The sequence below is a fragment of the Stenotrophomonas sp. YJH_SMC_130 genome (assembly GCF_059369035.1).
The window spans coordinates 33,361-49,692 of sequence record NZ_JCAFSH010000010.1 but is presented as its reverse complement, the minus strand read 5'-3'; the positions used below and the strand labels follow the sequence as shown (position 1 = coordinate 49,692).

Sequence of the window (16,332 nt, the reverse complement as noted above, 5' to 3'; positions counted from 1 at the left end):
CATCAGCTTTCCTCGGTCACGCGCAGCACTTCCTCGATGGTGGTCTGTCCGCTCAACGCCTTGGACAAGCCATCCTCGTACATGGTGCGCATGCCGGCTTCGCGGGCGATGCGCTCGATCTCGCCCATGCCATCGCGACGCATCACCGCACGCCGCAGCGCATCGTTCATCACCAGGAATTCCATGATGGTGGTACGCCCCAGGTAGCCGGTCGGCGCCAGCGCCGAGGGCTTCGGGCGGTAAAGGTGGATCGGTCCCTCCGGCTGCAGGCGGCGCAGCTCGAAGCGTTCGATCTCCTCTGGCGAGGCTGCGTAGCGTTCGGCATGGGTCGGCTCCAGCCGGCGCACCAGGCGCTGGGCGAGGATGCCGTTGATGGTCGAGGTGAGCAGGTAATCCTCCACGCCCATGTCGAGCAGGCGGGTGATGCCACCGGCCGCATTGTTGGTGTGCAGGGTGGACAGCACCAGGTGGCCGGTCAATGCCGACTGGATGGCGATGCGCGCGGTTTCCAGGTCGCGCATTTCACCAATCATGATGATGTCCGGATCCTGGCGGACGATGCTGCGCAGCGCGTTGGCGAAATCCAGGCCGATCTGCGGCTTGGCCTGGATCTGGTTGATGCCCTCGATCTGGTATTCGACCGGATCTTCCACCGTGATGATCTTGACGTCGGCGGTGTTGAGCTGGCTCAGCGCGGTGTACAGCGTGGTGGTCTTGCCCGAGCCGGTCGGGCCGGTCACCAGCAGGATGCCGTGCGGCTGCTCCAGTACCTTGCGGAACTGCGGCAGGAAGGCGTCGGTGAAGCCGAGCCGGTGGAAATCGAAGACCACCGTTTCACGGTCCAGCAGGCGCATCACCACGCTTTCGCCATGCGCGGTGGGCACGGTACTCACGCGCAGGTCCAGCTCCTTGCCCTGCACGCGCAGCATGATGCGGCCGTCCTGCGGCAGGCGGCGCTCGGCGATGTTGAGCCGGGCCATGATCTTGATGCGGCTGATCACCGCGGCGGTGAGGTTGGCCGGCGGGCTTTCGCCCTCCACCAGCACGCCATCGACCCGGTAGCGGACCTTCAACCGGCTCTCGAACGGTTCGACATGGATATCCGAAGCGCGCAGTTCCACCGCACGCTGGATCACCAGGTTGACCAGACGGATCACCGGCGCTTCCGAAGCGAGGTCGCGCAGGTGCTCGATATCGTCGACCGCGCCGCCCTCGCCATCGGCGGTTTCCACGATCGCGCCCATCGCGCTGCGGCCCTGGCCGAACCAGCGCTCGACCAGGTCATCGATCTCCGCGCGCATGCCCAGCACTGGTGTCACCGGAACCCCCAGCGCCAACTGCACGGCCTGCTGCGGATAGGCATCGTGGGCATCGGCCAGCCACAGACGCACCCCGTGTTCATTCAGCTCCAGCGGGCACACATGGAACTGTTTCAGGAAACGCAGCGACAGCGGCAGTCCCTCGGCCAGCGCCTGCGGCGGGGCTTCCGGCACCTGCTTGCCCTCCAGCAGCGGCAGGCCCAGCACCTCGGCGCTGGCCTGTGCCTGGTCGCGTTCAGACACCAGGCCCAGGCGCACCAGCAGGCCCAGCAGGCTGCCGCCGGCCTCGGCGTGCAGCGGCCGCGCGCGCGCCAGGTCTCCTTCCTTGAGCCGGCCGCGTGCCAGCAGCGCATCCAGGATGCGGCCTTCGGCATCGTCGGTAACGGTTGCAGCGAGCGCGTTCACGTGACTCTCCTGTCAATCGGACCGACTTTAGCAGTTAAGCCATGATTTCCGCCGCCATGCGGCCAGCTTTCGTAAAAAGACGAAGCCCGTCACACAGGATGACGGGCCTCGGCCGTTCAACTACGACACGTCAGGCTTACTGCGTGGCGAGGATGCTCACGCCGTTGTAGGCCGCTTCGCCCACCACCTTGATGTAGTAGGTGCCTGCCACCGGCTTGTTCACCCGTACCGTTTCGGACGTGCCGGGACGGGTCGACTTGCCATCGTTGTCGCTGGCGCTCGGCTCGCGTCCCTGGGCGATGTAGACCGACACGTTGCCGGTGCCACCGTAGGTGATCACGCTGAGCTGCTTGCCAGCGGCTGCCTCGAAGCTGTACAGGCGGCTGCTGCCGGCCGTACCGTTCAGGCCCCCCACGGCGGCCTTGTTGGTCAGCGGCGTCGCCACCGGCCCGCAGTTCTCGGTGCACGGCTCTTCCAGTGCCTTGGCCAGCGCCGCCTTGGCATCGACGATGCCGGTGCCGATCGGGGTGGCGGTCGGGATGCTGACCGGGAACGGGCGCGCGGTTTCCTTCAGCAGCGCGCGCATCGCGGCGGGGGCCAGCGGATCCTTGCCCTTGGCGATCAGCGCGCTCTGCACCAGTGCAGCGACGGCAGCCACGTGCGGCGAGGCCATCGACGTGCCACCCATGCCCATGTAGCTGTAGCTGCCTGACTCCGGCGTGGTGGCCGCATCGGAACCGGACTGCCAGACGTAGCCGCCCGGATTGCCATCGACGCTGCCGCCACCCCCCGGACCGGACAGGTCCACGCGGGTGCCGTAGTTGGAGTAGTAGGTGATGCCGCCGGTGATGCGGGTGGCGCCGACGGTCACCACGCCGTCGCAACTGGCCGGACGGTACTTGGATGCGTTGTCGGTCTCGTTGCCGGCCGCCACGACCACGGTGGTGCCACGCGAGATCGCGCCATTGATCGCATCCTGGTAGGTTCCGTCACAGCTGCCGCTTCCACCCAGGCTCATGTTGATGATCTCGGCCGGGTTGGCATTGGCGGGCACGCCCGCCACGGTGCCGCCGGAGGCCCAGGTGATGGCGTCGGCGATATCGGAAAGGTAGCCACCGCACTTGCCGAGCACGCGGACCGGCAGCACCTTGGCCTTGTGCGCGACACCGGCCATGCCGACGCCGTTGTTGGTCTGCTCGGCCACGGTGCCGGCCACATGGGTACCGTGCCAGGAGCTGTCCTCCGCGACGGAGCCGGTGTAGCACTCGTTGTCGTTCTCGACCCAGTCGCCATAGTCCTGCGCGCCCGGCACGCGATCGTTGGTGGCACGGCGCGACGTCTCGGCATCGCTGATGAAGTCGTAGCCTTCCAGCAGGTTGCCGACCAGGTCCGGGTGCTGCGGCAGGATGCCGGTGTCGAGCACGGCCACTACCACGCCCTCGCCCTGCGATACATCCCACGCCGACGGTGCGTTGATGCCACCGGTGGCGTTGTGCAGGTGCCACTGGTACTGCTGGTAGTACGGATCGTTCGGCGCCAGCGCCGGCTGCACGTCACCGGCGCGCAGCTCGGTGCGGCGCAGCTTCACGTCGGCTTCGGCGTACTGCACGGCCGGGTCGGCCTTCAGTTCCTTCAGCACGCGCTGCAGTTCCGCAGGCGCCAGGCGCCCCTGCAGGCGGATCAGGTCGGCACCGACGCCGAGCCTGCGCACGACCTGCGGGCCCAGCGTGCTGGCGCGGGCGGTGCCACCGGACAGGCTGGCGCGGGTCAGCGCGGACTGCACGGTGGACAGCTTGGCCGAACGGTCGCCCGCCGCAGCGGTGCCGGCACGATACTTGACGATGATGCGCTCGGCGCCCGGCTCGGCGGTGCTGGCCTGGCGCACCGGTTCACGGGTCGGCAACCCGGCGGCGTGGACGGCACCCACCGCGGTCATCGACAGCACGGCGGCGGCAAGCACATTGATGCGAAGGTTCTGCTTCTTGATCACGTCGAAATTCCTCTTCTGGGTCATGGATCGAACCAACACTGCGGCCATCATTCCTTGACGACTCCCGGCCGGCCCAGCCGGGATTGCCGTGACCTCCCCCCAGGCCCTCGTTGCAGGTGATGCGCCGGCGTGGGTGGCCGCCGGCGCAGTGGTTTGGCTTACCAGCCGAAACCAGCACCGACGCCAACCGAGCTGTCGTCGCTGCTGAAGGCACCGCCGAAGGTGACCGTGGCGCGATCGCTGATCGCACGCTGGTAGCCCAGCGACAACGCCGACTCGCCGCCCTGGAAACCGATGCCGACGCCGACCCGGTTCTGGGTGCGGATACCGGCGGCACTGGTGGCCATGTTGAGCATCGCCGCGCTCATGGCGCCCTGGCGGTCGATGCGGCGATCCATGTGGCGCAGGCGCCCGTCGATCTCGCCCTTGAACACATCGAAGCTGTCGGCGACGGCCTGCACGCGGCTGTCGGTGTAGCTGTTGGCAGTGGCCATGCCACGGTCCAGCTGGCCCTTGTTGACGGCGTCGGTGGCGGTGGTGCCGGCGGCGACGTTGGTGACCTGGCGTTCGTTGCCTTCGCTACCGACCGACACGGTGTTGGCACGATCGGCAACCGAGCCCTGGCCCAAAGCCACCGCGTTGGCAGCCGTGGCACTGGCACCCTGGCCGATGGCGGTGGACGAGGCGCCACTGGCCACTGCGCCCTCACCCATGGCGACGGCATTGAAGCCCGTGGCCGGGGTGCCAACCGGAATCCCGGCACCGGCGGCGGCGGCCGTCGGCGTGCCCTGCACGCGTGCGGTGCTGGCCGGTGCCGCGTCGGCGGTGGCCGGTGCGTCGGCGACGCTGGCCAGTGCGCTTTCATCCAGCGAGGCACTCATCGAACGCAGGCTTGCCGTTCCCGAACGCGTGCCTCCGGCGGTGCGGCGATCGATCTCGCTGACCTTGCGGTCCAGCGCACCGAGCGCATCGCCGACGTTGCTGTAGGTGGCGCCCTGGATCACGTAGTTCGGCGCCACGAACACGCCCTGCATGCCGACGCTGGCGCCACCGCCGAGGAAGCTGGCGGCATCACTGAGCGACTGGAACAACTGCCCGCCATTGATCGCCTGGCGGCTGCCGGCGGCGATGCTGCCGGCACCGACGTTGTCGATGGTGGTGCCCTGGAAGCCGGACAGGGTCAGGCGATCACGGCTGGCGTCGTCATAGCCGACCGCACTGGCCGCCGTAGTCTCGACCGTGGCGATGCGCGAGTCGAAATCACCGACGCGGGTTTCCACTGCGCCCACGCGCTGGTTGGTGACGTTGAGCTGCGAACCGGTGACCGCATCGGTGCTGCCGGCAGCGATGCGGCCGTCGGCCACATTGACGATGCGCCGCGTGGCCGGGCCATCGGTGCCATTGCCGCCGCCGACCGAGACCACGTTGGCATCGAGCGCACGCGAACCCGCCCCCAGAGCCACCGAGTTCGCACCGGACGCGCCGGCGCTGTTGCCCAGTGCAAGCGCACCATTGCCAATGGCCATCGCGTTGGCACCCAGCGCATTGCTGCGTGCACCACTGGCACTGGCGGCCGAACCGACCGCAGCGGCATCGCTGCCGCTGGCACTGGCGGTACCCGCACCAGTGGCCTTGACGTAGCGTGCGGTGCCATCGGCGGTCGCCGCGACCGCATCGAGCTGGCCACGATTGACTGCATCGGTGCGCTCGGTACCGGCGGCGACACGGGTGATCTGACGATCACTGGTGCCGCTGCCCACTGACACGGTATTGGCACGATCAGCCACCGAGCCGGCACCCAGTGCGATGCTGCCGGCTGCCGACGCATTGGCGCTGACACCCACTGCGGTGGCATTCGCGCCGGTGGCCTTGCTGCCGTAGCCGACCGCCGTACCAAGCCGGCCACTGGCTTCGGCATAGCTGCCCAGCGCGGAGGCACCGTCAGCCGAGGCGTTGGCGCGGAAGCCGCTGGCCTGCGACTGCGTGCCGCTGGCCGTGGCCTGCGCACCACTGGCGGTGCTGTAGGCACCCTTGGCCTGGGCACCGGTGCCGCTGGCGCTGGCACCGAGTTCGCTGGCGCTGGCGCCGCTGCCCACCGCCACGCTGTCCACACCACTGGCCTGTGCGTTGTTGCCCAGAGCCGCGGCGTTGTTGCCGGTGGCCAGGGCATCGACGCCGATGGCGGTGGCGTTGACGGCCATGGCGTTGGCTCCGCTGCCCAGCGCGGTGGCGCCGTTGCCGACGGCGTTGGCCGCGTTGCCGGCGGCCAGTGCGTTGTCGCCGTCGACCAGGGCACCGGCTTCGCCATCGGCGTTGCCGCTGGCCTGGAACTGCCGGGCAGTCCTGTCGGCAACGCTGGCAACCGCGTCCAGCTGGCCCTTGTTCACCGCGTCGGTGGCCTCGGTGCCGGCTGCGACATGGGTCACCTGGCGCTCACCGCCCGCGGTGCCCACGGCCACGGTATTGTCGCGCTCGGCCTTGGAGCCGGCGCCCAGCGCCACGCTGTTCAACCCACTGGCGGTGGCACTGGCGCCCAGTGCCGTGGCATCTGCCGCATCCGCCCACGAGTTCCAGCCGATCGCGGTGGCGTAATCTTCGGTCGCCCAGGCGCCGGCACCGAAGGCCGCCGCGCCGGTGCCGCTGGCGCGCGACGGGATCAGGCCGAAGAAGGTGCTGCCACCGATGGCCACGCTCTCAGCGCCACTGGCTTCGCTGGACTGGCCGACCGCAACGGCACCGCTACCGGCCGCGGCGGCGCCGAAGCCCACTGCCGTGGTGTTGGCACCGCTGGCCGCCGAGCCGTAGCCCAACGCGGTCCCGAGGCGACCGCTGGCTTCAGCATAGCCACCGACCGCGGTGGTGCCATCGGCGGAGGCGGCACTGCGGAAGCCACTGGCCAGTGCCTGCGTGCCGCTGGCGTTGGATTCGGTGCCGGTCGCGGTGCTGTACGCACCACTGGCCTGTGCACGCGTACCCGCGGCGCTGGCACCCAGCTCGCTGGCGCTGGCGCCGGTACCGAGCGCAAGGCTGTCTTCGCCGGTGGCCTGTGCGGTACTGCCCAGTGCTGCGGCGTTGTTGCCGGTGGCCAGCGCATCGATGCCGACCGCCGTGGCGTTGGCCGCCAGTGCATTGGCGCCGCTGCCGAGTGCGGTGGCACCGTTGCCGATGGCGTTGGCCGCATCACCGGCCGCCAGCGCGTTGTCGCCCTCGACCAGGGCGCCGGTTTCACCATCGGCGTTGCCACTGGCCTGGAACTGCCTGCTGGTCTTTTCCGCTGCTGCGGCTACGGCGTCGAGCTGGTTCTTGTTGACCGCATCAGTGCCCTGCGTGCCAGCGGCCACGTTGGTGATCTGGCGGGTATTGCCACCACCGCCCACCGACACGGTGTTGTCGCGGTCCGCGATCGAATCGGCGCCCAGCGCCACGCTGTTGGCCGCGCGCGATTCGGCGGCGTTGCCCAGTGCGGTGCTGTTGATGCCACCGGACCAGGCGCCACCACCGACGGCGGTGGAGTAGTTGCCCGATGCTTCGGTGGCCAGCACGCCGAACAGCGAGCCGCCGACGGCGACGCTGTTGGTGCCGGTGGCCAGGCTGCCCTGGCCGGTGGCGGTGCTGTAGGCACCCGACGCCTCGGAGTCGCCGCCCAGCGCCACGCTGTTGGAACCGGAGGCATTGGCGAAGTTGCCGAAGGCGGTGGCATTGAACGCCGAGGCCTGCGCATAGCCACCGATGGCGGTGCTGTAGCCACCGGTCGCTTCTGCGCCGATGCCGAACGCTGCCGACGCGGTGCCGCTGGCGACGCTCTCGCTGCCGACCGCGGTGGAGCCGCTGCCGCTGGCGTTGCTGAAGTAGCCCACCGCCACGGCTTCCTCGCCGGAGGCTTCGGACAACACACCGTTGGCGGTACTGCCGGCACCACTGGCGATGCTGGCGGCACCGAACGCTGCGCTCTGCTCGCCGCTGGCTTCGCTTTCCGCACCCTGCGCGGTGGCGTACTCACCGGTCGCCTGTGCGTTGGCACCGACGGCGCTGGCGTTGGCGGCGCTGGCCAGCGCGTTGAAACCGATCGCCTGCGCGTTGTTGGCCAGCGCGTTGGCACCACTGCCGAGCGCAGTGGCGCCGTTGCCGATGGCGTTGGCCGCATCACCGGCAGCCAGCGCGTTGTCACCCTCCACCAGCGCACCGGCTACGTCGTCGCCGCTGCCACTGGCCTGGAAGAAGCGGCTGGTGGTGGTGGCGGTACTCGCGACCGCATCCAGCTGTGCCTTGTTCACCGCGTCCGTGGCTTGGGTACCGGCAGCGACGTTGGTGATCTGCCGCTCGTTGCCGCTGCTGCCCACCGACACCGTGCGTGCACGGCTGGCAACGGAACCGGCACCGAGCGCGACAGCATTGCTGGCGCTAGCGTTGCTGCCGGCGCCCAACGCAATCGCGCTTTCACCACCGGCCACCGTGTTGGTGCCGATGGCAATGCTGTTGAGGCTGTTGCCCAGCGCCTGGAAGCCCAGCGCCACGCTGTTGTCGCCATAGCCGAAGGCACCACGGCCGACCGCGGTGGAGCTGGCACCATTGGCCCAGCTGTTGTAGCCGATGGAGGTTGCGCCACTGCCGCTGGCCCACGCCGCGTTGCCGAATGCCGAGGCATTGGTGGCGGTGGCCCACGCACCCGAACCGAACGCTGCTGCGCCACTGGCCGTCGCCCAGCTGTAACCACCGACAGCGGTGCTGTCATCGCTGCTGGCGAAGGCGCTGTCACCGACCGCGACCGCATAGCTGCCGGTGGCGCGCGACTTGCCGCCTGCCGCGAAGCTGTTGTCGCCACTGGCCTTGGCGGCATTGCCGAACGCGCTGCTGGCAGCCCCGGTGGCCTGTGCACCGCTGCCGACCGCCGTGGCATCGGCGGCCGCCGTGGTGCCCACCTGCTGCGCCTTGCCGTCGGCGCCGATGATCGGCTGGTTGTACTCATCGTAGGCCTGCCCGAGGCCACCGATGGCAACACCGCCGTTGCCGGTGGCGCTGCTGTTGCGACCCACCGCCACGCTGTCATCACCGATCGCCGACGCGGCAGCGCCATGTGCAACCGCGCCGGCGCCAATCGCATTGCTCGACGAACCGGCCGCGACCGCGCCTTCGCCCTCGGCGAACGCACCGGCATCACTGCCCGCTTCGGGCTGTGCCTGGAAGAAGCGCGCGGTGCCGTCGGCGGTGCTTGCCACAGCGTCCAGCTGCGCCTTGTTCACTGCATCCGTCGCCTGCGTACCCGCGGCCACGCTGACGATCTGGCGTTCATTGCCATTGGTGCCCACGGCCACCGTATTGGCCCGATTGGAGCCCGAATAGGCGCCCAGCGCGACACTGTTTTCGGCGCCAGCGGTGGCGTAGTAACCGATGGCCGTGCTGTCCTTGCCGATGGCCCAGGTCTGCGCGCCCAGTGCACTGGCGTTGTCGCCTGCGGCATAAGCGAAGTAACCCAGCGCGGTGGATTCCGCGCCCACTGCTTCGGTGAAGCTGCCGTTGGCCAACGAGCGGTCACCACTGGCGACCGCACCGCCGCCTACCGCGGTGGAGGACACACCGCTGGCCCGCGTCTGCACAAACAGTCCCATGCCCGGCACGATGTCGGCCGGGCCACCGATGGCGACGCTGCCAGCGCCGGTGGCGCTGCTCTGCGTTCCCAGGGCGGTGGCGTTGCTGCCACTGGCGGTGGCCGCCGCGCCGAAGGCCGCGCTGCCCTGCCCCGAGGCCAGCGCGTTGCTGCCGACGGCAGTGGCGCTCTGCGCGATGGCGACGGCGCCCGCACCCAGTGCACTGGTGCCATTGCCGATCGCATTGGCCGCCTCGCCAGCGGCCAGCGCATCTTCACCTTCGGCCAGCGCACCGGCATCGCTGTTGCTGCTGCCGGTGGCCTGGAAGTGCTTGGCGGTGGCATCAGCCACGGCAGCGACGCCCTTCAACTGGGCCAGATTGACCGCATCGGTGGCTTCACTGCCCGCGGCAACGCTGGTGATCTGCCGCTCGTTGCCTGCGCTGCCCACGGCCACGCTGTTGGCGCGCACCGCTTCGGAGTTCGCGCCCAGTGCAACGCTGTTGGCACCGCGAGCGGTGGCGTAATAACCGACGGCGGTACTCTGCGCGCCGCTGGCCCAGGTCTGCGCACCGAGCGCGCTGGCATTCTCACCCGGGGCATAGGCGAAGTAGCCCACGGCGGTGGATTCCGCACCGGACGCTTCGGTCAGGCTGCCGTTGGCCACCGCACGATCACCGCTGGCAATGGCACCGGCGCCGACGGCCGTCGCCGCTTCGCCGCTGGCCTGGGTCTGCACGAAGAAGCCCAGGCCCGGAATCAGGTCGGCCGGGCCACCGATGGCGACGCTGCTGGTACCGGTGGCGGTGCTCTGCGTACCCAGTGCGGTGGAGTAGTCACCGATGGCATTGGCGACCGCACCGAATGCGGACGACTGCGCACCGGCGGCATACGCGCCAACGCCGTAGGACGACGCCGCAAATCCACTGGCTTCGGCACTGGCACCGACTGCAGTGCCACCGACGCCTGCGCTGGTGGCGCCGGTTTCCACCGGCACGCCGCCACTGGTGATCAGCGGATTGCCATCGGCATCCACTGCAGCACCACCGACGGCGACGCTGCCCGGGCCGTTCGCCTGTGCGTTGTTGCCGAACGCGGCGCTGTTCTGGCCTGACGCCAGCGCGTTGTTGCCGATGGCGGTGGCGTTCTGCGCAACGGCCGTGGCACCGGCACCCACGGCGGTGGTGCCATTGCCGATGGCGTTGGCCGCCTCGCCGGCCGCCAGTGCCTCGTCACCTTCGGCCAGCGCGCCCGCATCGCTGTTGCGGCTGCCCGTGGCCTGGAAGTGCTTGGCGGTGGCATCGGCCACGGCGGCCACGTCCTTCAACTGGCCGACATTGACCGCGTCGGTATCTTCAGTACCCGCCGCGACGCTGGTGATCTGCCGGGTCAGGCCATATTCGGCGGCGCCGACCGACACGGTGTCGACACGGTCGGCCAGCGAGCCGGCGCCAAGCGCCACGCTGCCGGTGGCAACCGCCGCCGAGTTGGACCCCAGCGCGGCGCTGTACTCACCCACGGCGGTGCTGAACGCACCCACCGCGATCGATGCTTCGTTGGCGGCGGTGGCGCCGCGGCCCAGTGCGGTACTGCCCAGGCCCATCGCCACGGCACCGCCACCCACGGCAGTGGCGCCATCGGCAGTGGCTTCGGACAACGCGCCCAAGGCGGTGGCCGCGCCATTCTCGCTTGCCGCATAGGCACTGGCGCCGACGGCGGTGTCACCAAGACCGAACGCGGCAGCACTCTGCCCGACCACCACGCTGGCGTCACCGATTGCCAATGCGCCCTGGCCGAACGCGCTGGCGCCCAGGCCGGCGGCAATCGCCTGGGTACCGATGGCGGTGGTGGCATTGGCCAACGACTGCGCACCGGCGCCCGCTGCAACCGCGCCCTGCCCGTCGATCTTCGCCGCGTCGCTGTCATCACCTGCGCCATCGGCCTTGAAATAGCGGTTTCCATCTGCGGCGACGTCCGCCAGCGCGGCCTGCGTGGCGCGCGCCTGCGCATCCAGCTGTGACTTGTTCACCGCATCGGTGGCCTGGGTGCCTGCAGCCACGTTGGTGATCTGCCGTTCCTTGCCGGCATCGCCAACGGACACCGTGTTGGCGCGGGTGGCCCTGGAGCCTGCGCCCAGCGCCACGCTGTTGGCGGCAGTGGCGCTGCTGTTGCTGCCGATCGCCACCGCGTTGCTGCCCTTGGCACTGGCGGAGCCTTCCACCAGGCATTTTTCCAGCAGCTTGCCGCTGAATGCCACGCAGGTGGCGCTGCCGCCGATCTGCACCGACTGTGCAATGGCGGAACCGCTCAGGCCCAATCCCAGTACCAGGCCCAGTGCCACCGCCAACAGCGCGGGCGTGGCCGGTGTCGTATCGCGGCGCTGGTCGACAACACCACCGCTGCTGTCGGAGGAGGCCAGTTCCGAGGCCACCACCAACTGACCCAATGCTTTGTTCCAGACCTTGCGATAAATCCGATTCATCGGTACGGCTCCTGATTGGACTGGTTTTGGGCAAAGCAACGCCACCGCCGGGCCTTCTGGCCCAACGTCCCCTGGGGGCGTTTTTTCGCGTGATTTACTGCGGGGTATTGCCGAACGGCGCGCAGCGACAGAAAACCGAGCGCGTACGCCGAGCGGTTACTGCGGAATGAATGGTTCTGAAACGGGGTTCAAGTGTTAACGGCAACTTTGCAGATCGTCAAGACTTTGACACGACAAATGCTATTGCCGTGAAGCAGTTCACCATTTCGCGTGTTTATAAAAGTATTTTGTTAGGTACACGTGACGGACCGCTGGCGCATGAAAACCGATGTAACTAGCGGGCGCGACAAGGGTTTCACGCGTACAAAGAAAAACCCGCCGACGAAGCGGCGGGTTTTTCCATACGCGGTGGCATTGCGCCCTGCGCGGAACGACGCGATCAGCCGCACCATACCCGCGCGTTGCGGAACATGCGCATCCACGGCGAATCACCCTCCCATTCCGCCGGTGCCCAGCTCAGGTTGAGCGCGCGCGGGGTACGTTCCGGGTGCGGCATCATGATGGTGACGCGGCCGTCGCTGCTGGTCAGGCCGGTGATGCCGTCCGGCGAACCGTTCGGGTTCAGCGGGTACTGGCTGGCCACCTTGCCATTGCCATCGATGTAGCGCAGCGAGACACGTGCAGCAGCCTGGTCGACGGCATTGTCGAACACGGCCTGGCCCTCACCATGCGCCACCGCCACCGGCAGGCGCGAGCCGGCCATGCCACGCAGCAGGATCGACGGCGATTCCACCACTTCCAGCAGCGCGGTACGGGCTTCGAACTGCTCGCTGGCATTGCGGCGGAACTGCGGCCAGTGCTCGGCACCCGGAATGATGTTCTTCAGCTGGCTCATCATCTGGCAGCCGTTGCATACGCCCAGCGCGAAGCTGTCTTCGCGCGCGAAGAACGCGGCGAAGGCATCACGCAGTGCGCTGCGCTCCAGGATCGAGGTGGCCCAGCCACGGCCGGCACCGAGCACGTCGCCATAGCTGAAGCCACCACAGGCCACCAGGCCGGTGAAATCCTGCAGGGCCACGCGGCCTTCAATCAGGTCGCTCATGTGCACATCGAAGGCACGGAAGCCGGCACGCTCGAAGGCGTTGGCCATTTCGATCTGGCCGTTGACGCCCTGCTCGCGCAGCACCGCCACGCGCGGACGCGCACCGGTGCTGATGAACGGTGCGGCCACGTCTTCGTTGAGGTCGAAGCTGAGCTTCGGCTTCAGGCCCGGTGCGTTGAAGGCACGCGCGACCTCGCGCTCGGCATCGGCGTTGGCCGGGTTGTCGCGGCGCTTCTGCATCGCGTGGGTGACCGACCACCAGGCGTCGAACAAGGCCTCCCAGCGCCACTCGGCCAGGTTCTCGCCGCCCAGCGACACGCGCACCACCGGTGCGGTGGTTGGCTTGGCGATGCGCTGCGCGCATTCGGTCAATGCATGGCGTTCAACCAGGTCGGCAAACGCGGCACGGTCTTCGCGCGCGATCTGCACCACCGCGCCCAGTTCTTCGTTGAACAGGCTGCGGAACGGATCATCACCCCAGGCATCGAGGGCGATATCCAGGCCCAGGCGCGAGGTGAAGGCCATTTCGCACAGGGCGGCGAAAGCACCGCCGTCGCTGCGGTCGTGATACGCCAGCAGCAGGCCGGACTGGCGTGCATCGCGGATCAGTTCGAAGAAACCCCGCAGGCGCTGCGGATCGTCCAGGTCCGGGGCGGCACCGGCGAAGGCCGGCAGGTCGCCGTGGTCGGCATGCACCTGGGCCAGGATCGAACCCCCCAGGCGCTGCTTGCCGGCACCGAGGCCGATCAGCCACAGCTCGCTGTCCACCTCCCGGTCGAGCAGCGGGGTCAACTGCTGGCGCACGTCGGCGACCGGCGCGAACGCCGAGATCACCAGCGACACCGGCGACACGCTCTTGTGCGCTTCGCCCTGGTCGTGCCACTGCGCCTGCATCGACAGCGAGTCCTTGCCCACCGGGATGCTGATGTCCAGCTGCGGGCACAGTTCCATGCCCACCGCCTTCACCGCGTCGTACAGCAGCGCGTCTTCGCCGGGGTGACCGGCCGCAGCCATCCAGTTCGCCGACAGCTTGATCTCATCCAGCGCATCGACCGGGGCCGCGCACAGGTTGGTCAGCGCTTCGCCCACCGCCATGCGTGCCGAAGCAGCGGCATCGAGCAGGGCCAGCGGGGTGCGCTCGCCGATCGACATCGCTTCGCCAGCCACGCCATCGAAGTCGGCCAGGGTGATCGCCACGTCGGCCACCGGCAGCTGCCACGGACCGACCATCTGTTCGCGCGCGGTCAGGCCGCCAACGCTGCGATCACCGATGGTGACCAGGAAGTTCTTCGAGGCCACGGTCGGGTGCGCGAGCACGCGCAGGCCGGCTTCCTGCAGGTCCAGGCCACCGGTCTTCAGCGCCGGCCAGCGCGGTGCCGGCGGGTGCGCGGTATCGCGGTGCATCTTCGGCGGCTTGCCGAACAGCACGTCCATCGGCAGGTCGATCGGTGCATCGGCCGGGGTGTGGCCCGGCACGGCGCCGTAGGCCACCACCAGATGCTCTTCAGCGGTGGCCACGCCGACGGCCGCGAAGGGGCAGCGTTCGCGGGCGCACAGCGCGGCGAACTCGGCCAGGCGCTCCTGGGCCACGCCCAGCACGTAGCGTTCCTGCGACTCGTTGCACCACAGCTGCATCGGTGACAGCGACGGATCATCGGTGGGCACCTTGCCCAGGTCGATGACACCACCGACGTTCGAGTCGTGCAGCAGTTCGGGGATGGCGTTGGACAGGCCACCGGCGCCGACGTCGTGGAAGAACTTGATCGGGTTGTTGGCGCCCATCGCCACGCAGCGGTCGATGACCTCCTGGCAGCGGCGCTCCATTTCCGGGTTGTCGCGCTGCACACTGGCGAAGTCCAGGTCCTCGGCGCTTTCACCGGAGGCCACCGAACTGGCCGCACCGCCGCCCAGGCCGATCAGCATCGCCGGGCCACCCAGCACGATCACCGCATCACCGGCCTGCAGCGGGATCTTGTCGACCTGCACGCGATCGATCGCACCGAGGCCACCGGCCAGCATGATCGGCTTGTCGTAGGCGCGCACCAGGTCGGCGCCTTCCGGCAGCTCGAAGCTGCGGAAGTAGCCGAGCAGGTTCGGGCGGCCGAACTCGTTGTTGAACGCGGCGCCGCCGAGCGGGCCGTCGGTCATGATTTCCAGCGCCGGTGCCATGCGCGGGTTCAGCGCGCGCGGCGCCTCCCACGGCTGCGGCAATTCCGGAATGCGCAGGTGCGAGACCGAGAAGCCGGTCAGGCCTGCCTTGGGCTTGCCGCCACGGCCGGTCGCGCCTTCGTCGCGGATCTCGCCACCCGCGCCGGTCGAAGCGCCCGGGAACGGTGCGATCGCGGTCGGGTGGTTGTGGGTTTCCACCTTGATCTGGAAGGCACTGGGCACCTGCGCTTCGCGGCGGTATTCGCCACTGGCCGGATCGGGACGGTAGCGCGACGCCGGATGGCCTTCGATCACTGCAGCGTTGTCGCTGTACGCGCTGAGCGTGTGCTGCGGGGTCTGCTGGTGGGTGTTCTTGATCATCCGGAACAGCGAGCGGTCCTGTTCCTGGCCATCGATGGTCCAGCTGGCGTTGAAGATCTTGTGGCGGCAGTGCTCGGAATTGGCCTGCGCGAACATCATCAGTTCCACATCCGACGGCGAGCGGCCCAGCGCGGTGAAGCGTTCACGCAGGTAGTCGATCTCGTCCTGGGCCATGGCCAGGCCGAGGCGCTGGTTGGCGGCCTCCAGCTGGTCCACCGGCACGCGTTCCAGCTCGCCACGGGCCGGCGCCGAGAACAGCGCCTGGCCCTGCTCCACGGTCTCCAGCACCGACTGCGTCATCGGGTCGTGCAGCGCCTTGACCAGCGCCTGCTGGGCGTCAGCATCTGCCGGCCAGCCCTGCACGTCGATACGCAGGCCACGCTCGACCCGGCTGACCGGCTGGCCGGCACCGCGGACCAGTTCGGTGGCCTTGCTCGACCAGGGCGACAGCGTGCCCAGGCGCGGCACCACGATGCGGCTGACTGCGCCTTCGGCCACGGCTTCGGCCTGCGGCGCCGCTTCGAGGATGCGGCACAGCGTGATCAGGTCGGGGGCGGCGCTGCCTTCGGGCTGCACGAAGTAGACGTGCCAGGCACCGCTGATGCGCAGGGAGGGAGCGATGGACTGCAGGCGGGATTCAAGACGTTCGCGGCGGAACGGCGACAGGGCGGGCGCGCCCTCGAGGACCATCATGTCCGGGGAACCGTAGTTGGGAAACGGGCCCGACATTGTACCGGAAGCGGGGGGAGGGCTTTGGCCGGGCGGCGCCCGGCACCTGCCGAGGCCAGGGCAACGGCAACAGCAACGGCCCAAGCAAAAGCGGGGTTCACATGGGATGGCGGGGCGGTGGGGGCCAGCAGGACACGCCGTAAACCCGTCCATGGGGGCTCAATGGCGCCATCCATGGCGCCAACGGTCCTG

4 protein-coding genes are annotated in these 16,332 nt (G+C 69.0%); all 4 read right to left on the bottom strand.

Annotated elements, in window-relative coordinates; genetic code table 11:
* Window positions 1-2 precede the first annotated feature (2 nt).
* Complete coding sequence (gene gspE, locus AC5P5V_RS12940) at window positions 3-1,724, bottom strand: type II secretion system ATPase GspE (protein ID WP_053499707.1); 1,722 nt, start codon at window positions 1,722-1,724, stop codon at window positions 3-5.
* 136 nt (window positions 1,725-1,860) lie between these two features.
* Window positions 1,861-3,714, bottom strand: a complete 1,854-nt coding sequence (locus AC5P5V_RS12935) for a S8 family peptidase (protein WP_072168891.1) — start codon at window positions 3,712-3,714, stop codon at window positions 1,861-1,863.
* A gap of 158 nt (window positions 3,715-3,872) precedes the next feature.
* Window positions 3,873-11,780 carry an ESPR-type extended signal peptide-containing protein gene (locus AC5P5V_RS12930; protein WP_231352536.1) on the bottom strand — a complete coding sequence of 2,636 codons (7,908 nt, stop codon included), beginning with the start codon at window positions 11,778-11,780 and terminating at the stop codon, window positions 3,873-3,875.
* 439 nt (window positions 11,781-12,219) lie between these two features.
* Window positions 12,220-16,104 (bottom strand): phosphoribosylformylglycinamidine synthase, encoded by a 3,885-nt coding sequence (purL, locus tag AC5P5V_RS12925; protein WP_231352535.1) that lies wholly within the window; start codon window positions 16,102-16,104, stop codon window positions 12,220-12,222.
* Window positions 16,105-16,332: the final 228 nt, after the last annotated feature.